Consider the following 21,850-nt stretch of genomic DNA (forward strand, 5'->3'; position numbering starts at 1 on the left):
CGAGCCCCTTCCCCTACAGTGTCCGCTTCGAGCGGAGCCGCGCGAGCCGCGTCCGGGCCTCCTGCCGGCTCGTCCCGCGAACCCGCCCCGTCTCGGCGTCGGCCATGGAGACGAAGGAGAGCCGGTCGAGGAGCGGGGGCCAGTCGCCGGCGCCCGCGGCGTCACCGGCGAACGCGACCGCGTTGGCGAGCCCCTCGCGCTCCTCGGTTCCGACCCGGGCGACCAGCGCGTCCGCGGCCCGCCGCCCGCCGGCGACGGAGAGCCGATCGCCGACCGTCGCGGGGACCCACGCCGGGAGGAGCAACAGCCAACACAGGACGCCGGCGGCCGCGTACGCCCACGACGGGATGCGCTCGCGGTCCGGCTCGTACCCGTGAATCCGGTTGACGCGCCGGTCGGCGGCGGTCCGGTCGCCGCGGCGTCCCACGAGCAGCGTCGCGAGCAGCGCCGCGGTCTCGACGGCCGCCAGCGCCGGCAGCGTCGCGGTGGTGAGGAGCGCCCGCCGCGTCCGGAGCCAGACGAGCGCGTGGCGCAACGCCGCGTCGCGGTCCGCCTTCGGCAGGGCGAGCAGCCGCGTGGAGACCACCAGTCGCGCCCCGCGGTAACCGTCCGTGACGGCGACGTTCGCGGCGTCGGCGCGGACCGCGGTTACCGGCGGCGCGTCGACGCCGACCTCGCCCGCGAGGTGTTCGACGCGGTCGGCGACGAAGTCCGCGCGGCGGTCGTCTAGGTCGGCACGGGGGAGCCGCGCGATCCGCCTGTCGACGGGCGCGGGACCGAGGAGCGCGGAGGGCGCGGGGCCGACGAGGACGGCCGCGAGCAGCCCCCCGGGCGCGCCGAGCGGGACGAGCCCGAGCCCGCCGGGCCCGAGCAGCGCGGCGAGAGGGACCAGCGGGACCGCCGCCAGCACCGCCGGGACCGCGAGGAGCGAGAGGGCACCGAGCGCGCGTCGCCCTCGACCGTCGACCGAGTCTGCCATACGGGCGAGTGTGAGCCACGGCGCGTAAAGCTCTGCCGGACCAGCGGGTCGACGGGGGTCCGGAAGGCGAATGCTCCGGCATCGAGCGGCGGCCGCGACCGCGCCTTTCGGAGGTTTTAACCGGATTCCACCACCAGTTTACCGCAATGGCTTTTGAGGATCTACTGAACGACCCCGTCATCCAGAAGGACCTCCACGAGCTGGTGGGGCCGACGGGGATGCCGGTCGCGGCCGCGCCGCCCGACGGCGAGGTCACCGACGAGGAGCTGGCCGAGGAGCTGGGCCTGGAGCTCAACGACGTTCGGCGCGCGCTGTTCATCCTGTACGAGAACGACCTTGCGACGTACCGGCGCGTCCGCGACGAGGACTCCGGCTGGCTCACGTACCTGTGGACGTTCCACTACGACAACATCCCGGAGAACCTCCAGGAAGAGATGTACCGACTGCTCGAGGCCCTAGAGGAGCGCGAGGAGTACGAGCGCACCCACGAGTTCTACCTCTGTGAGGTGTGTTCGATCCGCTTCGAGTTCGGCGAGGCGATGGACTTCGGCTTCGAGTGCCCTGAGTGCGGCTCGCCGCTGGAGGCGATGGAGAACGACCGGCTCCGCGAGGCGATGGACCGGCGCATCGAGGCGCTGCGCGACGAGCTCAACGCGGACGTGACCGGCTGATGGTCGTCCTCGCAACCAAGTGCTACGTCGAGGGCGACGCCCGCGACCGCGCGCTCGACGGCATGGACTCGCTCGTCGCCAACGACGTCGGCGAACTCGACGTCGACTGGCAGGTGGGCGTTCGGGACGACGAGTTCGTCCAAGTGGACGTGACCGGGGAGGACGCCCCGGTCGCGCGCAACGTCCTCGGGGAGACGTGGGGCGAGGTCGTCGCCCACGACGGCGGCCTCGAAACGGGCGAGACGTACGTCGGAACCCTCGAATCGTGGGACGACGTGGGTATCACCCTCGACGCCGGCGTCGACGTGTTCGTCCCCGCCGACGAGCTGGGGCTCGGCGTCGGCTCGCCGGAGCAGGTCGTCGAGCGGTTCGGGCTCGTCCAGCACCTCCCGGTGCGGTTCGTCTACGGCGGCGATCCGGGCGACCCAGACGCGGACCAGAGCCGGCTCGCCGACGCCGAGCGCGACCGGCTGTACGACTGGCAGCGCGGCGACGGCCGGGTGAACGTCAACTCGGCGACCCGCGGCGAGACGCGGGCGACGGTGAACCGCGCGGGCCACGCGCAGGACATCGTCACCGTCGAGCGGTTGGGACTCCTCGAACAGAGCATCGTCTGCGCGGAAGGGACCGACCCGCCGGGACTGCTCGCCGCCATCGGCTCGTACCTCCCGGCCGAGATGCGCTGCGTCGTCTAACCTGATCACACGTGAACAGACGCTTCGCGCTCGCGGTGGCGGCGATCGCTCTCCTCGCGGTCAGCGCCGGCTGTCTCGGCTACGCGACCGGCGGCGGCGAGGTGACGAACGAGACGCTCGACGCCGAGCCGCCGCACGGGTACGACTTCGACACGGACCGCGACGCCGCGTTCAACCTCACCACGGACGCCAGGTACACCGTCGTGTACGCGGTCGACGACCGAGAGGAGATCCGGCTGTACCGGCAGACGCCGTACGCCGGCGACCAGCCGCTGGAGTTCGAGGCGTTCCGCTACCAGTACCCCGACGGGGAAGTGATCACGGGCAGCGAGTTCCGCGCCCGCGGCGGCGAGATCGAGCGCACGACCGACGAGACCTGGATCCGCTTCGCCGACGACATGAGCGGCGGGAAGGCGGCCTTCGCCGGTGCCGGGTCCCCGCGACGGTTCAGTATGCGCGCGTACGTCGAGGGGTCGTACGCGGTGACGCTGCCGCCGCAGTTCAGCACGGAGGTGCCGATCGTCGGCCACGTGTCGCCGCGCGATCACGCGGTCGAGACGGTCGGCGACCGCGACCGGATCGTCTGGGAGGAGGTGACGAGCGGCTCGATCGTCGTCCAGTCGTACCGCGAGGGCGACCTCGTGGTGTTCGGCGTCATCCTCGTCATCGGCGCGGTCGCCGCGGTCGCCGGGACGCTCTACTTCCGGCGACAGCTGGAGGCGCTCCGCCAGCGCCGCCGCGACCTCGGACTGGGCGTCTACGAGGACGACGACGACGATGACGGCCTGCTCTAACGGGCGCGACCGGCCGCCGTCGTCGGGGCGTCAGCCCGCGCCGCGGTCCTTTTCTACCACGCGCCGCTTGAGACTGGTATGAACGCCGCCGTCATCACCGTCGGGGACGAGCTCCTCGTCGGCGACACCGAGAACACGAACGCCACCTGGCTCTGCGACCACCTCGACGCCCGGGGCGTCGCGGTCCGGCGGGTGACCGTCGTCCCGGACGAGGTCGCCGAGATCGCGCGCGTCGTCAACGAGTACCACGCCGAGTACGACGCGGTGATCGTCACCGGCGGCCTCGGGCCGACGCACGACGACGTGACGATGGAGGCGGTCGCGGCCGCGTTCGGGCGCGGCCTCGAAGCGAACGCGGAGGCGACCGCGTGGCTCGCCGACCGCGGGTACAGCGGCGACGACCTCGCCGCCGAGACGACGCACCTCCCGACCGACTGCCGACCGCTGCCGAACGAGGCCGGGGTGGCGCCGGGCGCAGTCGTCGAGTCCGTCTACGTCCTTCCGGGAGTCCCGGACGAGATGAAAGCGATGTTCGATCTGGTCGAAGACGAGTTCGCGGGGACGCCGACCCACGTGCTCACGGTCGACGTCGACGAGCCGGAGAGCGAGCTGCTCGACCGGTTCGCGTCGCTGCGCGAGCGGTTCGACGTGCGGGTCGGCTCGTATCCGGGCGAGGTCGTGACCGTGAAGATCACGGCCGAGAGCGAGGCGGAGGCCGAGCGCGCGGCGGCGTGGATCCGCGAGCGGACCGACGCGGTCGAGGAGCGGTCCGCCTGAGCGTGTAGGGAGGGCAGACGGTCGGCGGCCGAGGCGGGGCTACCGGTAGAGGTACGCGATCCACACGACGACGAGGGCGAGGCTCGCGAGCAGGATCGCGCCCGCGGTCGCGCTGATCGGCAGCGGCTCCGTCACGGCGGCTTCGAGGATCATATCTCGGCGTTGTTCTGGGGGCGCCTTAAGTATTGATTCTCGGACGAGAGGGGGCAGACCGACGGACGAGCACCGCAGTAGGGGTACGAAAACGGGACCGGGAGACGTGGGCGTGTGGCAGCTACCGCGGGAGGGATCCAGTCCCGATGAGACGAGCAGGTTACCGATGGCGGGCTCGTTCCACCGGCAGTGATAATTACGAGCGGACACGTGTTGAGTGCCGTGTCCCGGTGTTGAGGGCCTTTATGTGCCGGTCCGACCGACGGTTCCGGGCGCCCGCGCGCTCCGACCCGGACGCGTCTCGCTTAAGGGGCCGGCGCGGCGAACTATTTGTCATGCACGTGGGGATCGCGGTGAACCCGGTCGCCGGGATGGGCGGCCGCGTCGGACTGAAGGGGACCGACGGGAAGGTGACCGAGGCGGTCGAGCGCGGCGCGGAGCCGCGGGCGCCGGACCGGGCGCGGCGGATGCTGGAGCGACTGGCCGCGGTGGAACCCGACGCCGCCGTCTCCGTAGCCGCGGACCCAATGGGCGAGTCGGTCGTCCGCGGGGCGGGCTTCGACCCGGCCCGCGTCGTCGACCCGTTCGACGGCGAGCCGCCGGCGTCGACGGCGACGACCGCGGCGCACACCGCGGCGGTCGTCCGGGCGTTCGCGGGGATCGACGGAGGCGGAGGGACCGGGGCTCGGGGCGACGCGACCGCCCCCGCCGACCCCGTCGACCTCGTCCTGTTCGTCGGCGGCGACGGCACCGCGGCGGACGTCGCGGCGGCGCTGGAGGGGACTGACGTGCCGATGCTCGGCGTCCCCGCCGGCGTGAAGGTGTACTCGTCGGTGTTCGCGGTGTCGCCGGAGGACGCCGCCGAGGTCGCCGCCTCGTTCTCGCGGACCGAGCGCCGCGAGGTGATGGACATCGACGAGGACGCCTACCGCGAGGGCGAGGTCCACCCGGAGCTGCGGGGTGTCGCGCACGTGCCGGTCGCCGACGACCTCCAGTCCTCCAAGCAGACGGCGAGCGGGACCGTCGAGTCGCTGGCGGAGGGGGTCGCGGCCGACATTCGCGAGCGCGACGGCGAGGGCGTCGCGTTCGTCCTCGGCCCGGGGTCGACCGTCGGCGCGATCAAGGACGAGCTCGGCTTCGAGCCCTCCCCGATCGGCGTCGACGTCTGGCGCGACGGCGAGGTGGTGGTGCGGGACGCCACGGAGGCGGAGATCCTCGGCGCGCTCGGCGAGGAGAACGTGATCGTCGTCTCGCCGATCGGCGGGCAGGGGTTCGTCTTCGGCCGCGGCAACCCGCAGGTATCGCCGGCCGTGATCCGGCGCTGCGACCTCCGGATCGTCGCCTCGCGCGCGAAGCTCGACGACGTGCGCGCGCTCCGCGTCGACACCGACGACCCCGCCCTCGACGAGGAACTGGCGGGGTGGGTTCGCGTCCGCGTCGGGAAGTTCGAGACGCGGATGATGAAGATCGTCTGAACTCCAACCCGGAGGGTCGCCGAACGCCGGCCGCGCTCGACTCCGCGGAGACGGACAGCCCTTTGTCGGTGGCTGCGCCGGAAGCCGTATGGGACGCGAGAAGGAACGGATGTTGGCCGGCGAGGCGTACGACCCCTCGGCTCCCGAGCTGGTCGCCGATCGTAAGCGCGCGCGGGACCGCTGTCGCCGGTACAACGCCACCGCGCCGACGGAGGCCGACCGCCGCGACCGCCTGCTCTCCGAGCTGTTCGGAGCCGTCGAGGGCGACGCGACCGTCGTGCCGCCGTTCCGCTGCGACTACGGCTACAACGTCGGGGTCGGCGACGGCTTCTTCGCGAACTACGGCTGCGTCGTCCTAGACGTCGCGCCGGTCGCGTTCGGCGAGAACTGCCTGCTCGGGCCGGGGGTCCACGTGTACACCGCGACGCACCCGATCGACCCCGCGGAGCGCGCCGCGGGCCGCGAGTTCGGCGACCCCGTGACCGTCGGCGACGACGCCTGGATCGGGGGACGGGCGGTGATCACGCCCGGGGTCGAGATCGGGGACGGCGCGGTCGTCGCCGCGGGAGCCGTCGTCGTCGACGACGTGCCGGCGCGGACGGTGGTCGGCGGCAACCCGGCCGAGGAGATCCGAGAAATCGACGACGAGTGACCGTTACGCGGCGTCAGTCCAGCGCGTCGGCCAGCGCCGGCGCGACGCTGACGACGCTACAGCCGCGCTCAACGGTGTCGCTGCCGAGGATCCGGTCGACGCCGGCGGCGCGGAGCTTCGTCACCGCGTTGGCGGCGAGCACCGGGTGGACGCAGGCGGTCAGCACCCGCGCCGCACCGCGGTCGGTGAGGACGGCGACCGACTCGCTCATCGTCGACCCGGTCGCGATGATGTCGTCGACGACGACCACGTCGCGGTCGGCGACGCTCGCGTCGGAGGGCGACACCGCGACGGCACCGGTCTCGCGGTCGCGGTGCTTCTCGAAGTAGTCCGTCTCGCCGGCACCGTACGCGTCGCGGACGGCCGCGGCCCCGTCGGTGGCGCCCTCGTCGGGCGCGAGGAAGAGCGGGTCGGCGAGGTCGGCGGGGAGCGGGTCGGCGAGGACGCCGGCCGCGTCGACCGCCTCGACAGGGACGTCGAAGAAGTCGGCGACGGTCGACTCGTGGGGGTTGACGAGGCGGACGCGGTCGGTCCCGGTCGAGATCGCCTTCGCCATCGCGCGGGCGGAGACGGGTTCTCCGTCGCCGAAGGAGTCGTCCTGGCGGGCGTACCCCATATAGGGGACAACGGTGGTCACGTCCGTCGCGCCGGCCTCGCGGACGGCGTCCTGGAGCTGGAGCAGTTCGACCCACGCCTCGTCGGAGTCGGTCGCGGCGACGATCACGGCCTCGTCGGCGTCGAAGTCGGGCACCGCGGCGAGCCCCTCCCCGTCCGGGAACCGGTCGTAGGTCGGGGTCGCGAGCGCCCGGCCCGTCTCCGCGGCGAGCGCCGCCGCGAGCTGCTGCGAGCTGGACCCGGGTACGATCATGGGCGACCGTTCCGCGGACTCCGGTAAACCAGTTTCCTTACCGCGCGACGCCGCGCGCCACGCGAGCGCGACCCACACCGCCCCCACAGGGGCGGATATTTACGGGCGCGGCGGGTACGAGCGCCCAATGACTGACACCGAAGCCGGCGCGCGCGTCGGGCTCCCCTGCCCGTCGTGTTCGCCCGCCGAGCCGACCGTCCACGAGGTCCTCAGCCCGGGCGGGCAGGCCACCGTGCGCTGTACCGAGTGCGACCACACCCACAAGACCGAGATCCCCGAGGACGAGACCGTCGCCGTGACGGTCGTCGTCTCGCAGGACGGCGACTCGTTCACCACGACGATGGACGTGCCCGCCGAAGGCGACCTGGGCACCGGCGAGGAGTTCGTCGTCGACACCGACGAGGCGCTGATGCAGGTGCGGATCACGGGGATCGAACTCGGCCCCGAGAACCGCGTCGAGGAAGCGGACATCACGGACGTGGAGACGCTGTGGACCCGCGCGGTCGACAACGTCGCGGTCCCGGTCACGCTCCACCCGAAGGACGGGGACGCGGACCAGACCCGGTCGCTGCGAGTGAACGTCCCCGGCGACTACGAGTTCACCGTCGACGAGACGGTGGAGTTCGGCGAGGAGGAGTTCACCGTCGAGGGGCTCCACATCCGTGAGGACGCGCCCGAGTACCGCCACGAGAAACTCGACCACCCCGGCGACCTCGCCTACGCGAAGGACCTCAAGCGGATCTACGCCCGCGACGAGACGCTCGCCGCGTGGTCGGCCTGGTAGGAGACGATCACCGTACCGTCGGCCCGGTAGGAGGCGATCACCGTACCGTCGGCTCGGCGAGACTGATCGCCGATCGCTGAGTCGCCGACGGCCGCGACCACTCCCCGCGGCGATCCTCATACTAACATAAACAATTATGAAGGATACGCACGTTGCCTGTGACGTGCCACCCGTAGTACACGACTGACGCACGCTCGACGGCGGGGACGACGACCGGTCCCGGCGGTCCGAGCACGCGCGAGGCGACGCCGACCGAACAGCCCACCGACCGATCGGGTCCATCCGCTGACTCGGCCGCAACCGACGCTCCGGACGACCTTCCGACCGCCGCGGAGGCTGTCGCGCAGGCGGCGGGGACGTTCGACCCGTCGGACACCCGGCGGATCGCGAACGGGACCGACCGCTGGAACGAGTACGCCGGGTCGTCGCACTGACGGCGCGGCCGGATCCTTTTATTCAACGGCGCGACTACCGACGAGCGGCCGATGACGAATCACCGCTCCGAGCCGGACTCGGCACCCGGCGACGACGAGCCCTATGAGTGCCGAGGCCAGCCTTTCCGTCCGTACAGTTCGACTGGAGACGACCGCGAGTGAACCACGCTCACAGCCGCCGAGAGTGCGGCGCCGCGATGACGACGGGAGTGGCCTGACGACCGACTACGGCGGCGTCGCGTCGTCGACGGCGTCCGCGAATAGTCCGAGGAAGCCGCCGTCGTACTGTTCGTCGGCGTGATCCACGTTCCAGAGTCCCGACTCGCGGATCGCACGGCTCCGGCTGTGTCGCCCGATCCAGTCGGTCCGCCGGGGATCGACCGGCTCCCGATCGAAGTTGCTCAGGAGGGCGATAGAGTTCCGTTCGAGAACGCACCGGTCGCTATCCGCGCCGGGTTCGTCGTCGAGGGGCACCCAGAGGAACGGCTGTTCGCGGACGAACGCGCTCACGCGCCGTTCGAGGGCGTACTCCTCGTCGCGGACCGCTGCTCGCTCGCGGTCGACGCCCGACCACCGCTCGTCCCAGTCGGGGTAGTCCTCGCGGAGGCCGTACTTCTCGATGATCGCTTCACCGACGCGCTTGCGATATACGGACGCGCGGTGAGCGCCGCCGTGAGGATGGTTTGAGCTTCCGCTACCCGTGCCGTAGTGCTGTTTCAGTCTGTCCCAGAGGGTCGTGCTGCTCCCCGCGGACACCGCGTGCGTCCCCACGCGGGTGACGCGTGACTGGTCGGTCGAAGCGCGCGTTTCGCCCGGGGCGAGGAAGAAGTAGACGCCCCGGTCGGGCCAGTCCATGTACCCGGTACACTCCTTGAGCTTCCGCGGTCCGCCGACCCGGCGCGCGAGGTCGTCGAGCAGGTCGTAGAAGCGATCGAGGTCGGCCCGGCGAGTCATCCCTACGGCCCGATCGCCCCGGCGTCGAAAGAGTCTGATCACTCAGCTTTGAACGTTGAGTATCTAACACTTAATGGACCGAAAATGGCGGCTGAGACGGTGTGAGCATGGAAAAGGGAGTTCAGCCGCAGACGCTCCACTCTCCACTAGAGGTTCAAACGCCGTGAACGCTGCCTTCATCATCCTCTGTGAATCACTCTCCAGTTCGGCCGATACCGTAGACTCCTCGTAGAACGTCTTTTCCTCCGATTTCGGGCCAAATAGTGTCAACACGACAACGTTCAAAGCTGAGTGATCACTCGACCCGGGTGGCTCGGCGCCCGGGGAACAGCGTCGCTCGGCCGCCGAGCGGACGAACCGTTTTCAGGTCGCCGCGCGAGTCGACCCCCAGGGACCACCGCTGTCCGGACTGCGGCGTCACGATGGAGGAGGTCGAGTTCAGCATGGGCGACGCGTGGAACGCGCACGTCAGGACCGGCGAGAAACGGTCAGGGCTCCTCGGGAAGCTCGGCATGAACGAGCGCAAGGAGCTGACGACCGTGATGTGTCCGGAGTGCGGGCTTGTGCGTCACTACGCCGAGTTCGAGGAGTGACGCGGGGTCGGCGGGCGCCGCCGCGGACTCGCCCGTTCCGAAGCCGTCATGCCGCTCGCTCGTGAACGGCGGGTATGGACGAGCAATCGACCGACGAGTACACGCGGCTCGTGGCGGAGAACGGGCTCGCGCTCCTGTTCACGAACCGAGTGCGGGCGCGGGTCGTCGCGGCGCTGTTTTACGCGTCCGAGCCGCTGCCGGTCGATCGGATCGCCGAGGGCGCGGGCGTCGACCGGACTGTCGTCCACGAGGCGCTCGACGGACTCGAACGGTTCGGAATCCTGGAGATCGATCGGACCGAGGGGCGCGACCCCGACCGATACACGCTCGACGAATCGGACGATCTCACCGAGGCGCTCCGGGCGGTCGCGGAGCTCGCGACCGAGCGTTACCATCAGGAAGAGATAGACATCCCGAGCGACGACGAGTGAGGCCCTGCGGCGCCCCGGACGCGGGTCACTCGATCCGGACGGTCGTCTCGTCGTAGACGCCTTTTCCGGCGGGGTCGTCCACGGCGAGCCCGGCGCCGATCGTGTGTTCCCCGCGGTCGGCGGGCCGCCACTCCGTCTCCGAGACCTGGAAGCTCTGCTGCCACCGCCGGGTGAACCGTCGCCGCTCCCCGCGGTCGAGCGTGAACCGCGCTTCCGACTCCGGGAGCGGTTCGGACACCTGTGACGCGTCGCGGTGCCCGTCGACGTGCCACGTCCACGGGACCGGGGACCGCGTCCGAACGGTTACCGGGACTGGAAGCGGGTTCCGGAGCTCGATCGCCACCGGGATCGGCTCGCCCGCTTCGTACACGGTCGCCGGCGTGTCGACGCTGACGGAGACGGCCCAGCGGTGAAGCCGCGCCGGGAGCAGCCACCGTGCGAGCGTCGCCGCCGGGAGCGTCTTGGCGGCCCGAGGGCGGTGGCGTTCGACGGACTCATTCGGCCGGAACGGGTCGTCGTCGGAGCGGTCGACGCCGTCCCGCCGACGTGAGCGAGGCATGCGTGGAGGTTCCCGCCGGGAGGAATAAGCGTGTCGTCGGGGCCGCTCCCGGGCGGGAGGGACGACGGACCGGGGTCAGTCGTCGCCGCTCGCGGCCGAGCCGGGGGCGGTACCGTCGTCGGGCGCCGCCCCCTCGGTCGGCCCGGCTTCGTAAGCCGGGTCGAAGAGGTGACACGCGACGCGCCCCGCGTCGGTCTGGCGGAGCACCGGTTCGTCCGTCGAGCAGGGCGTGTCGAACGTCTCGTCGAGCACCCGCTCGGCGTGCTCGAACTCTTCGTCGGCGACCAGCCGGAGCGCCTCTTGGACCACTTCCTCTGCCTCCGGGTCCGACAGCGTCGATGGGAGGTCGAGCTCCTCGCGGAGCGCCTCCATCAGCGCGCTCTCGCCGGCGTCGAACGTCTCGACGGCGATGTCCTCCTCGCGGGCGCGGTGGCGGAGCGACATGACCGCGCGCCACTCCGCCTGCTCGAACTCGTAGTCCGAGGGCGGGATGACGCGGGGACACCGCGTGTGGAACTTACAGCCGGACGGGGGATCGATCGGTGAGGGAACCGACCCCTCCAGCAGGATCCGGTCGCCCTCCCACAGCGGGTCCGGCTCCGGGATCGCCGACAGCAGCGCCTCGGTGTACGGGTGTTGCGGCGGCGCGAACAGCTCCTCTGGCGTGCCGATCTCGGCCATCTTGCCGAGGTACATGACGGCGATCTCGTCGGCGATGTGCTCGACGACGGAGAGGTCGTGCGCGATGAACAGGTACGCGATCCCAAGCTCGTCTTGGAGGTCCTCCAACAGGTTGAGGATCTGGGCCTGGACCGACACGTCGAGCGCCGAGACGGGCTCGTCGCAGACGATGAAGTCGGGGTCCACGGCGAGCGCGCGGGCGATCCCGATCCGCTGGAGCTGTCCGCCGGAGAACTCGTGCGGGTACCGGTTGGCGTGGCTCGCGTTGAGCCCGACGCGGTCGAGCAGTTCCTTGATCTGGGCGTCGCGGGAGACGCCCCCCTCGATCCCGTGGATGTCGAGCGCCTCTCCGATGATGTCGTTCACCGTCAGCCGCGGGTTGAGGCTCGACTGCGGGTTCTGGAAGATTATCTGCATCTCTTTTCGCAGATCCCGGAGCTCCCTGTCGGAGAACGCCGTGATGTCCTCGCCCTTGAAGTATACCGAGCCGGCGGTCGGCTCGCGGAGCTGGAGGATCGACCGGCCGATGCTGCTCTTCCCGCAGCCGCTCTCGCCGACCAGCCCCAGCGTCTCTCCCGCTTCGATCTCGAAGGAGACCCCGTCGACCGCCTTCACCTTCTTCTGCCGGCCGAGGAGCCGGTCGATGAAGTCGCTCTCGGACTCGTAGTACTTCTCGAGCCCCTCGACGCGGAGGAGCGGCTCGGAGCCGCTCATCGGTCGCTCACCCCCGCTGAGCTCGCCGCGTCGCCCGACCCGACCGGGTCGTCCTCGCCGCGGACGGTCACCTCGTAGTCGAGTTCGCCGGTGAGTTCGCCGGTGTGTGCGAGACACGCGGCGCTCTGCGCGTCGCTGTTGATCGGGTCCGCGTGCTCTCCCGTCTCGACGTCGACGAGCTGGGGCTCCATGCGGGTACACGACTCCTCGGCGTACGGACACCGGGGGTGGAAGTTACAGCCCGGCGGCATCTCGATCAGGTCCGGCATCCGGCCCGGGATCGTCTGGAGCCGGTCGCGCTCGTCGCCGATACGCGGGATGGAGCTCATCAGCCCGACGGTGTACGGGTGTTGCGGGTCGTAGTACACGTCCTCGACCGGCGCCATCTCCACCGGGTGGCCGGCGTACATCACCATGACCCGGTCACAGAACTCGGCGACGACGCCGAGGTCGTGGGTGATGAGCTGGATGGCGGTGTCGAACTCGGTCGCGACCTCCTCCAGCAGTTCGAGGATCTGCGCCTCGATGGTGACGTCGAGCGCGGTGGTCGGCTCGTCGGCGATGATCAGGTCGGGGTCGCACGACAGCGCGATCGCGATCACGACGCGCTGTTGCATCCCGCCGGAGAACTCGTGCGGGTAGTCGCTGTACCGATCGGCGGCCGAGGGGATCCCGACCGACTCCAGCGTCTCGATGGCGCGCTCGCGCGCCGCTTCCTCGTCGAGCCCGATGTGGTACCGGATCGCCTCCGAGATCTGCTCGCCCACCGTGTACGACGGGTTCAGCGCGGTCCCGGCGTCCTGGAAGATCATCGCGATCTCGTTGCCGCGGAGTTCGCGCATCTCCTCTTCATCCATCTCCAAGATGTTCTGGCCCTTGAACCGGATCTCGCCGCTCTCGATGACGCCCGGCTCGTCGATGAGGCGCATCAGCGCGAGGCTCGTGACGCTCTTCCCGGCCCCGCTCTCGCCGACGACGCCGAACCGCTCGCCGGCCTCGATCCGGTACGAGAGGTCGTTCGTCGCCTTGACGACCCCGTCGTCGGTGTAGAACCGCACGTTGAGGTCCTCGACTTCGAGCATCGCCATCAGCGGAGCCCCCCGGTGTCGGTGTCGGTCTGGTCGCCCTGCGGGTCGAACGCGTCGCGGACGCCGTCGCCGACGAGGTTGATCGCCATCACGAAGACGAAGATGGCGAGGCCCGGGAACAGCCCGGCCCACCAGCGGCCGCGGGCGATCGCGTCCTGCTCGACGTTGAGCATGACGCCCCACTCCGCGCTCGCCGGGGACAGGCCGAGCCCGATGAACCCGAGCGCCGCGGCGACGAGCACCGTGGTGCCGATGCTGAGCGTCGCCTGAACGATCACCGGCGCCATGGCGTTCGGGAGGATGTGCCGCGCGATGATCGAGCGGTCGCGGGAGCCGAGCGCCTTCGCCGCGGTGACGTACTCGTTCTCCTTCACGCTCAGGATCTCGCCGCGGATGATGCGGGCGTACGGGAGCCACCCGACGACGACCAGGGCGAGGATCATCTCCCAGTAGCCGCGACCGAGGACGGCGATGACCGCGATCGCGAGCACGATGAACGGGAACGCGTACAGCAGGTCGACGAGGCGCATGATGATCTCGTCGATCTTGCCGCCGTAGTACCCCGCGATCGAGCCGAGCGGGATCCCGACGAGGAGGGCCATGGCGACGGCGATGAAGCCGATCGAGAGGCTCCAGCGCCCGCCGTACATCACCCGCGAGAGGATGTCGCGGCCGGCCCAGTCGGCGCCGAACAGGTAGAGTCCGGTGGGCGGCCAAGTGAGGAGGTTCTCCAGGGTGGGCTCCCGGTACCCGGTGATCACGTCCTGGTTCGCGGGGTCGGCCGGCGCGAGCGAGAACGGCTGGACCGTCTCTCCGGCCAGCACCGGGAAGCTAGTCGGGAGCTGGATCGGACGGGAGAACACCGCGAGCAGCACCATGAAGACGATGGTGGCCGCGCCGAACAGCGCGAGGCGGTTCCGTTTGAACCGCATCCACGCGTACTCAAGGCGACCGCGCCCCTCCTCCGACTGGAGGTCGGGCTGCCACGAGGAGAGCGGGTCCCGGGAGTCGACGCGCTCGACGTCGAAGCCGGAGACCCGTATTCGTCCGCGTTCCGTCGTCCGCTGTGAGGTTTCGCTTGACATTATCTAGTATCGGATTCTGGGATCGAGGTACGCGTAGAGCACGTCGGCGACGAAGTTCGCGAGTATCACGGCGACGCCGATCAGGAGGACGATCGCCTGGATGACCGGGAAGTCGCGGTTACCCACCCGATCGACGAGCAGCCGTCCGATACCCGGATACGAGAAGACGATCTCGACGACGACGGAGCCGCTGATGATGAACGCGACCTGGATCGCCGCCACGGTGACGACGGAGATCAGCGAGTTCCGCAGGACGTGTTTCCGGACGACCGTCCGCTCCGGGAGCCCCTTCGCGCGCGCCGTCCGGACGTAGTCTTTGTCGAGTTCCTCCACCATCGAGGACCGCATCAGTCGCATCAGCAGAGCCGTGGAACCGGTCCCGATGGTGATCGCCGGCAACAGGGTGTACACCAGCATGTCGTAGCTGAGGATCCCCTTACTGGTGGGCGGCAGGATGGGGAACAGGTCGAGCCAGCTCGCGAAGATCAAGAGCAGCAGCAGGCCGAGCAGGAAGTTCGGGATCGCGATCCCGAGCAGCGCGAACACGCGGCTGGCCTGATCGATCTTGGTGTTGCGGTAGTACGCCGCGATCACGCCGGTCGGGATCGCCGTGGCGAGCGTGACGCCGAACGCCATGATCCCCATCACGAGCGTGTACGGGAGCCGCTCCATGATCTCGTTTATCACCGGGTCGCGGGTGATGATCGACCGGCCGAAGTCGCCGGTCGCCGCGCTGGTGACCCAGTCGATGTACTGGATGTACACCGGCTGGTCGAGGCCGTACTCGGCCCGGATCTCCATCTCCGTCTGCGGATCGAGCTCTGTGAACAGCGTGATGAAGTCGATCGGGTCGCCGGGAATGGCGTGGACCATCCCGAAGGTGAGCAGGGATATCCCGAGCAGCAGCGGGATGGTTATCAGGCTGCGTTTAATGACAAATCGTTGGAGACTCATCGGGGTGAATTGAGGGCGCTATCGGATGTTTGAGACCGTTACTCCGCCGGGTACACGATCTCGTCGAGGTGCGGCTTGTACAGCGTGTTGTACCGGTTGCTCGCGTTCGGGTGCGGGCTCCACTGGTCGACAGACTCGACGTTGGCCGGGTTGAGCACGTCGATCACGTCGCCGGTCCACATGTTCGCCATCGGGACCTCCTGCGCGACGAGCTCTTGGATGTCCTGGTAGATCGGGAGTCGCTCCTCGGCGCCGAGGGTCGTCTGCCCCTCGGTGATCAGCGAGTCCATCTCCTCGTTCTCGTAGAGGTTCCAGTTGAATCCGTCGGGGACGTGCTGGCTGGAGTGGAGCAGCTGGTTGATGTGGCCGTCCGGGTCGGAGCCGCCCGTCCAGCCGATGCCGACGACGTCGGTGCTGGCCGCGGCGCCCTCGGGGTCGAGCAGGAACGGGACGAGGTCGTCGAAGGCGCGGACATCGAGCTCCGCGTTGAAGTACTCGGTCTCGTCCATCGTCTGCTGGATGATCTCCATCCACCGCTCGCGGGTCCGGTTGACGTTGGTGATGAAGGAGACGTCGAACGGCGCCTCGATGCCCTCCTCCTCGAACGCCTCGCCGATGAGCCGGAGGCCCTCCTCCTCGTCCTGGCCGACGTACTCGTCGAGGAGGTTCTGCTCGTGCTCGGGGTCCCAGAACGCTCCGAGACCGGGGCTGATCGGGCCGGCGAGCTCCGTCGCATAGCCGCCGAAGACGGCCTCGATGACGTCGGACTTCGGGAGTAACCGGGTCATTCCGCGGCGGAGCTTCTCGTTGGTGAACGGGCTCTGGTTGACCGGATAGGTGATGAAGTCGAACCCGACGGCGCTGCCGGTGACGACCTCGCCGGTCTGGTTCTCCCACTGGTCGAGCTCGAAGGGCGCCGCGTTGTCGATCATGTCGAGCTCGCCGGCGGCCATCGCCTCCTCCTGCGAGACCTGCTCCGGGATGACCCGGATCGTGACCCGGTCCCACGGCGCCGTGCCGGGGTAGTCGTCGCCGTCGTGCCAGTAGTCGTCGTAGGGGACGAGGACGGCTCGGTCCTCGGCCGAGAACTCCTCCAGCTCCCACGGTCCGGTACCGAGGGTCTGCTCGGTGAACGAGTGGTCGTCCTGTTCCGGGCTTTCGCTGATCGCGTCGGTCTTGCTCGTGAGGATCGGGACCGCGGCGAGGTCGTTCAAGAACGGCGCGTGCGGGTCGGTCGAGGTGATTTCGACCTCGTAGTCGCCGAGTATCTCGACGTTCTCGATGAAGGAGACGTCGGCGTCGTTCGTCGTGCCGCTCGTCCGGTTGATGGAGAACTGGACGTCCTCGGCGGTGAACTCGTCGCCGTTGTGGAACGTGACCCCCTCGCGGAGCTGGAACCGGAACGTGGTGTCGTCGACCTGCTCGTAGCTGGAGGCGAGTTCGCCCCGGAACTCGGAGTAGTCGAACGTCAGCGCGACCAACCGCTCGTAGGCCATGGTGCCGACGACGGAGTTGGAGGTCGCGTCCGTGATGATCGTCGGGTCGAACGTGCCCGGGTTCGCAGCCGCCGACGCGACGAACTCGTTCGTGCCGTCGCCGCCGTCGGACCCGTCGCCGCCGTCGCCGCCGTCGCCGCCGACACAACCTGCGAGGCCGACGACGCTCGCACCGCCCATTGCGGCGAGAACCCGTCGGCGGGTCGCTGCCGATTTCGTCTGTCCGTTGTCAGAGTGAGACATACCAACACGTACACGTCGGTCGTTAAAAACTATTCTATTCAGTACATCAGGTCGTCATCCGTACAGTAATTGACCGATTCGGTGACAATTGGACGTATTAACATGATCGTTCACTATTGTCTGGCGGAGCGCGACCGAGCCCCTCCTTCCGGTGGCAGATCGTTCGGTCGGGAGCGAACAGACCGGATAGATCCGGATCGATGTTTATTTGCCGGGCGACCGGATCGAGAGTATGGATCCGGACTTAGACCGATTCACCTCGCGGCGGTCGACCGTGTACGGCGAGCGCGGCGTGGTGGCGACAAGCCAGCCGCTCGCGAGCCAGGCGGGGATCGAGGTGTTACGCGAGGGGGGCAACGCGTTCGACGCGGCGGTCGCGACCGCCGCCGCGCTCAACGTCGTCGAGCCGACCTCGACCGGGCTCGGCGGCGACGTGTTCGCGCTGTACCGGACCGCCGACGGCGAGGTCGGCGCGATGCGCTCCTGCGGCGGCGCGCCCGCCGACGCGACGATCGAAAGTGTGCGGGCGGCGCTCGCCGAGGACGACGACGCCGACTCCTACTACCCGGACGACGGCGGCTACGCGGTCGACGACGCCGGCGAGGCCGAGATGCCGTTCTACGGGCCGCACGCGGTCACCGTCCCGGGAACGGCCCGCGGCTGGGAGGCGACCGTCGAGAAGCTGGGTCGGCTCACGCTCGCCGACGCGCTCGCGCCGGCGATCCGGTACGCGACCGAGGGGTACCCGGTGTCCGAGGTGATCGCCTCCTACTGGGCGAGCGCCGACGCGCTGTTCACCGACGACCATGCCCGCGAGGCGTTCCTGTTCGACGGCGAGCCGCCGGCCGTCGGCCAGACGGTGACGCTCCCGCGGCTCGGCGAGTCGATGGAGACGATCGCAGAGGAGGGCGCGGACGCCGTCTACGAGGGCGAGATCGCCGAGGCGATCGCCGACGAGGTCCAGTCGCAGGGCGGGTTCATGACCGTCGACGACCTCGCCGAGTTCGAGGTCGAGTGGCCGGAGCCGGTGTCGACGACGTACAACGGCGCCGAGGTGTACGAGCTACCGCCGAACAATCAGGGACTCATCGCGCTGGAGGCGCTCAACGTCGCCGCCGAACTGGGCGCGGGCGAGCACGACTACGACTCCCCCGAGCGCGTCCACTACTTCGCCGAGGCATTGAAGCGAGCCTTCCACGACGGCCACCGTTACATCACCGACCCGGAGTACGAGGAGATCCCCCCGCTCGCGTCGGCCGACTGGGCCGCCGAGCGCGCCGCCCGCGTCGGCGAGACCGCCTCGCACGACGTCTCCTTCGGGGTGCCGAACGCGAACGCGGAGGACGCCGACACCGTGCTGCTCACGGTCGCCGACGACGCCGGGAACGTCGTCTCCTACATCAACTCGCGGTTCGCCGGCTTCGGCTCCGGGCTCGTCGCGGGCGACACCGGCATCGCCCTCCAGAACCGCGGGGCCTCGTTCTCGCTCGACCCGGACCACCCGAACAGCCTCGAACCAGGCAAGCGCCCCTTCCACACCCTCATCCCTGGCGTGGTCCGGTTCGACGAGGACGACTGGGCGGCGTTCGGCGTGATGGGCGGGTACATGCAGCCGCAGGGCCACGTCCAGGTGATCTCGAATCTGGTCGACTACGATATGCCCCTCCAGCGCGCGCTCGACGAGCCGCGGTGGCGCTACCGCGAGGGCGGCGAACTCGCGCTCGAACCTCACTTCGACGACGACGCCGCAGCCAAACTGGTCCGGAAGGATCACGACGTGCGGACGCCCTCGCCGGTCATGTTCGGCGGCGCGCAGATCGCTCGCAACCGCGACGGGGTCCTCTCGGCCGCCACCGAACCCCGGCAGGACGGGAACGCGCAGGGGTACTGAGCCGACGGGTGGCGGCGAGGTGCGGTCGAGTCCCCGTCGCCACGGCGGCCGATCCCGGTTCGACGGGGCGTCCCGTTCGCGTTCCGTCACGCGCCCCCGACCACCTATCAGCGAGCGGGAACGACCCGCGTTTCCGGTCGCCGCCGGTCCGGCCCGAGACGCACCGTAAGCCTCCCAGACCGCGAGAGGAGCCGTCTGAATCCGGGGAGTTCGCGGGTGTGGTATTTGTGGTCGTGGATACACTTATAATGGCTCGCATGGTATTCGCTCACAGGATGAAGCGAAGAATCCAGCGACGCGACGTACTCAAGGGCGCCGGCGCGGTCGGCATCGCGGGGCTCGCCGGCTGCTCGACGGAGAGCGGCGACGGGTCCGACGGCGGCGACGGGTCCGACGGAGACGACGGCGGCGACGGGATGGACGGGGACGACGGCTCCGACGGGTCCGACGGCGGCGACCAGAGCAACGTCCCGGACGCCGTGATGGTCGTCGGGTTCCCGCAGTCCGGTATCCAGCTGTTCCGCGACTTCTACTCGGACTTCGCCGACAGCGCGCCCGACCTCGACATCATCGTCCCCGACGGGCTGATCGACAGCGACCTGCCCGGCGAGGTCGACAACGACATGAACAACGTCATCGGCACCGCGCCCTCGGCCGGCGGTCCCGGCGCGGAGTTCTTCACCGAGTCGTATCAGGAGGAGTACGGCGAGGAGCCGGGCGTGTTCACGGCGCAGGCGTACGACGCGATGGCGGTCGAGATCCTCGCGGCGACCGCCGCGGGCGAGAACAGCGGCGAGGCGATCCGCGACCGCGTCCGGACCGTCGCTAATCCCGGCGGCGACGAGTTCGGCCCCGCGGACCTCCCCGAGGCCGTCGAGACGGTCGCCGCCGGCGATCCGGTCCACTACGTGGGCGCGTCCTCGGGCGTCAACTTCGACGTCAACGGCGACATCGCCACCGCCGCGTACGACATCGTCGACTTCCAAGACGGCGAACTCGTCACCCTCGACACCGTCGAGTTCGGCAACGAACTCTCCGAGGAGGACCGGAACGCGACCGCCGCGGACCCGGTCGGCGTCGACTCGTTCACCGCGCGAATCGGCGTGTTGATGCCGGAGACGGGTGACCTCGGTCCGCTCGGCGTCCCGATCCGCGACGGCGCCCTGCTCGCGGCGACGCAGGTCAACGACGCGGGGATCAACGTCGACGTCGAGACCCGAGTTGAGGACACGCAGACGGACCCGCAGGCCGGTATCTCGGGCGCGAACGCCATCGTCAACGCCGGCTACGGCGCCGTCGTGGGCCCGGCGTCGTCGAACGTCAACCTCCAGGTCTCGGACCAGGTGTTCATCCCGAACGGCGTCGTCGGCATCTCGCCGTCCTCGACCGACCCGAACGTGACCGATCTGGAGGACAACGACTACATCTTCCGGACCGCTCCCTCCGACCTGCTTCAGGGGCCCGCGATGGCCGACCTCGCCGTCAGCGACACGGTCGGCGCGGCGAGTTCGGGGACGCTGTACCTCAACGACGCCTACGGCCAGTCGCTGGAGGAGTCGTACGTGAACGCCTTCGAGGAGCGCGACGGGACGATTACCGAGCGCGTCTCGTTCGAGCCGAACCAGGCGACGTACACCAGCCAGTGGTCGAGCGTGCTGAACGAGTAGGAAGCGCCGAGCCTTTTCCGTTTTTTCGCCGCCCGTGAGCCACCGCGCTCGTCGGAGAGACCGATGACGGGGATCGGTTATAAATGGCGTTGCGGTGGCGCGCGCCTGCGAGGCCGCCCCGCGGCCGAGCCGCGAGGGACCGAAGGTCCCTCTGGAAGCCGGCGCGAAGCGCCGGCGACAGCACGCGCGAGGGAGTCGGCCGACCGGAGCGGAGCGACGGGAGGCCGACGAGGCTGGGGAGGTGTGAGGTGCTGTGCGGTTGCGGTCGGGTGGGACTCGAAGGGGCAGCCGGGAAGGCGGCGCAGGCGTTCACGAGAGCTTCGCTCTCGTGAGCCAATCAGAACGCGGAGCGTTCTGATGACGACGCAAGCACCACAGCGAAGAAGCGAACGAAGTGAGCGACTGAGCGAGGAGCGTGGTTCGAGAGAGCTTTGCTCTCTCGTCATCGCCAGAAATCTCTGATTTCTGGCTAGCAGTCAGAATCCAGAGGATTCTGACGACATCCCGAAAATCGGAGATTTTCGGGCGACAGCGAGCGTGCGCCGCCTTCCCGGCTGGGGCTTCGGTGGTGTCGCTCGCCGATTTGTCTGATTCGAAGCCCTCGTACAGCCGAGCCGTCGAGGGCTCGGGTTTCGTTTCGCCGAGGCGGAAAACGCGGTGTCGTATGATCGAGGCCGTGGCGCCAACTCTCGCTTTTTCGCCGACGCGCACCCCTCTCATGTATCGGTGCGACACGCTTAACTCCGAAACCCGTCGATCGGAGCGTAATGAGTACCGACGCGGCGGGCGACGCCGAGTCCGACGACGGCGCCGGAGACGCCGACCCCGCCGACTCCGAGGCGTTCGCCCATACCTGCGAACACCTCGTCGACCGGATCCTCGCGGGCGAGATAGAGCGCGACGACCTCGAACGCGCCAAGCTCGACGCCTGCTCGGAGTTCGGCTCGCCGAAGGTGCCGAAGAACACCGAGATCTTAGACCACGCGCCCGCCGAACACCGCGACGACGTGATCGAGGTGGTCCAGCGCAAGCCGGTCCGGACCGCCTCTGGCGTCTCGCCGGTCGCGATCATGACCTCCCCCGAGCTGTGCCCGCACGGGAAGTGCCTCTACTGTCCGGGCGGCCCGGCCTCGGAGTTCTCCTCGGCGCAGTCGTACACGGGCCACGAGCCCGCGGCCGCCCGCGGCGAGCAGAACGACTACGACCCGTACG

General features: G+C 69.5%; 20 protein-coding genes and 1 pseudogene. 12 read left to right on the forward strand and 9 right to left on the reverse strand.

The genetic code is table 11. From position 1 onward, the window contains the following. Window positions 1-13: 13 nt before the first annotated feature. Window positions 14-979, reverse strand: coding sequence for a hypothetical protein (locus B9G38_RS01870; RefSeq protein WP_086219292.1), 966 nt, complete (start codon window positions 977-979; stop codon window positions 14-16). Window positions 980-1,125: 146 nt separating this feature from the next. Here B9G38_RS01870 and B9G38_RS01875 point away from each other — a divergent pair, with 146 nt between their 5' ends. From B9G38_RS01875 to B9G38_RS01900, 6 genes are all read left to right on the forward strand, one after another. Beyond that, window positions 1,126-1,650: a transcription factor gene (locus B9G38_RS01875; protein ID WP_086219293.1), complete on the forward strand. Its 525-nt coding sequence runs from the start codon at window positions 1,126-1,128 to the stop codon at window positions 1,648-1,650. Beyond that, the gene (locus B9G38_RS01880; protein WP_086219294.1) at window positions 1,650-2,345 is read left to right on the forward strand and encodes a DUF2110 family protein; all 696 of its coding nucleotides are present in this window, start codon (window positions 1,650-1,652) and stop codon (window positions 2,343-2,345) included. The genes B9G38_RS01875 and B9G38_RS01880 overlap by 1 nt, the downstream gene beginning before the upstream one ends. Before the next feature lie 11 nt (window positions 2,346-2,356). Next, window positions 2,357-3,139: a DUF5803 family protein gene (locus tag B9G38_RS01885; protein WP_086215454.1), complete on the forward strand. Its 783-nt coding sequence runs from the start codon at window positions 2,357-2,359 to the stop codon at window positions 3,137-3,139. Between the two features lie 78 nt (window positions 3,140-3,217). Then, entirely contained in the window at window positions 3,218-3,916 is a 699-nt protein-coding gene (locus tag B9G38_RS01890) for a molybdopterin-binding protein (RefSeq protein ID WP_086219295.1), read from the forward strand. 488 nt (window positions 3,917-4,404) lie between these two features. Then, entirely contained in the window at window positions 4,405-5,544 is a 1,140-nt protein-coding gene (locus B9G38_RS01895) for an ATP-NAD kinase family protein (protein WP_086219296.1), read from the forward strand. A gap of 88 nt (window positions 5,545-5,632) precedes the next feature. Next, a complete protein-coding gene (locus B9G38_RS01900) occupies window positions 5,633-6,196 on the forward strand; it encodes a maltose acetyltransferase domain-containing protein (protein WP_086215598.1) in 564 nt (187 codons plus the stop codon). 13 nt (window positions 6,197-6,209) lie between these two features. On the opposite strand, the gene prs is transcribed toward B9G38_RS01900, so the two are convergent. Continuing rightward, the gene (prs, locus tag B9G38_RS01905) at window positions 6,210-7,064 is read right to left on the reverse strand and encodes a ribose-phosphate diphosphokinase (protein ID WP_086219297.1); all 855 of its coding nucleotides are present in this window, start codon (window positions 7,062-7,064) and stop codon (window positions 6,210-6,212) included. Between the two features lie 127 nt (window positions 7,065-7,191). On the opposite strand from prs, the gene B9G38_RS01910 reads away from it, so the two are divergent. Next, complete coding sequence (locus B9G38_RS01910; RefSeq protein ID WP_086219298.1) at window positions 7,192-7,848, forward strand: HVO_0476 family zinc finger protein; 657 nt, start codon at window positions 7,192-7,194, stop codon at window positions 7,846-7,848. A 659-nt stretch (window positions 7,849-8,507) separates the two neighbouring features. On the opposite strand, the gene B9G38_RS01915 is transcribed toward B9G38_RS01910, so the two are convergent. Then, window positions 8,508-9,236 (reverse strand): hypothetical protein, encoded by a 729-nt coding sequence (locus B9G38_RS01915; protein WP_086215601.1) that lies wholly within the window; start codon window positions 9,234-9,236, stop codon window positions 8,508-8,510. A 422-nt stretch (window positions 9,237-9,658) separates the two neighbouring features. Between B9G38_RS01915 and B9G38_RS18135 the strand changes: the two genes are divergently transcribed. Together B9G38_RS18135 and B9G38_RS01920 are read left to right on the forward strand one after the other, a co-directional pair. Beyond that, entirely contained in the window at window positions 9,659-9,829 is a 171-nt protein-coding gene (locus tag B9G38_RS18135) for a hypothetical protein (protein WP_198945646.1), read from the forward strand. A gap of 74 nt (window positions 9,830-9,903) precedes the next feature. Further along, window positions 9,904-10,260 (forward strand): GntR family transcriptional regulator, encoded by a 357-nt coding sequence (locus tag B9G38_RS01920; protein ID WP_086219299.1) that lies wholly within the window; start codon window positions 9,904-9,906, stop codon window positions 10,258-10,260. Window positions 10,261-10,285: 25 nt separating this feature from the next. On the opposite strand, the gene B9G38_RS01925 is transcribed toward B9G38_RS01920, so the two are convergent. The 6 genes from B9G38_RS01925 to B9G38_RS01950 all read right to left on the reverse strand — a co-directional run bounded on the left by B9G38_RS01925 (window position 10,286) and on the right by B9G38_RS01950 (window position 17,080). Beyond that, window positions 10,286-10,819: a hypothetical protein gene (locus B9G38_RS01925; RefSeq protein ID WP_049931658.1), complete on the reverse strand. Its 534-nt coding sequence runs from the start codon at window positions 10,817-10,819 to the stop codon at window positions 10,286-10,288. A 75-nt stretch (window positions 10,820-10,894) separates the two neighbouring features. Continuing rightward, complete coding sequence (locus B9G38_RS01930; protein ID WP_086219300.1) at window positions 10,895-12,214, reverse strand: ABC transporter ATP-binding protein; 1,320 nt, start codon at window positions 12,212-12,214, stop codon at window positions 10,895-10,897. Further along, a complete protein-coding gene (locus tag B9G38_RS01935; RefSeq protein ID WP_086219301.1) occupies window positions 12,211-13,302 on the reverse strand; it encodes an ABC transporter ATP-binding protein in 1,092 nt (363 codons plus the stop codon). Before B9G38_RS01935 ends, B9G38_RS01930 begins: the two co-directional genes overlap by 4 nt. Continuing rightward, window positions 13,302-14,387, reverse strand: coding sequence for an ABC transporter permease (locus B9G38_RS01940; protein ID WP_049931660.1), 1,086 nt, complete (start codon window positions 14,385-14,387; stop codon window positions 13,302-13,304). Before B9G38_RS01940 ends, B9G38_RS01935 begins: the two co-directional genes overlap by 1 nt. Window positions 14,388-14,390: 3 nt before the next feature. Then, window positions 14,391-15,341: an ABC transporter permease gene (locus B9G38_RS01945; protein WP_049931661.1), complete on the reverse strand. Its 951-nt coding sequence runs from the start codon at window positions 15,339-15,341 to the stop codon at window positions 14,391-14,393. A 38-nt stretch (window positions 15,342-15,379) separates the two neighbouring features. After that, window positions 15,380-17,080: an ABC transporter substrate-binding protein gene (locus B9G38_RS01950; protein WP_086219302.1), complete on the reverse strand. Its 1,701-nt coding sequence runs from the start codon at window positions 17,078-17,080 to the stop codon at window positions 15,380-15,382. Window positions 17,081-17,312: 232 nt separating this feature from the next. Between B9G38_RS01950 and B9G38_RS01955 the strand changes: the two genes are divergently transcribed. From B9G38_RS01955 to B9G38_RS01965, 3 genes and pseudogenes are all read left to right on the forward strand, one after another. Continuing rightward, window positions 17,313-18,971, forward strand: a complete 1,659-nt coding sequence (locus B9G38_RS01955) for a gamma-glutamyltransferase family protein (protein ID WP_086219303.1) — start codon at window positions 17,313-17,315, stop codon at window positions 18,969-18,971. Between the two features lie 275 nt (window positions 18,972-19,246). Continuing rightward, on the forward strand, window positions 19,247-20,638 hold the full coding sequence (locus B9G38_RS01960; RefSeq protein ID WP_086219304.1) for an ABC transporter substrate-binding protein: 1,392 nt from the start codon (window positions 19,247-19,249) through the stop codon (window positions 20,636-20,638). A gap of 767 nt (window positions 20,639-21,405) precedes the next feature. Then, window positions 21,406-21,850, forward strand: a pseudogene (locus tag B9G38_RS01965) (tRNA uridine(34) 5-carboxymethylaminomethyl modification radical SAM/GNAT enzyme Elp3); the annotation flags it as partial.

The sequence above is a fragment of the Halorubrum sp. SD612 genome, from assembly GCF_002135005.1.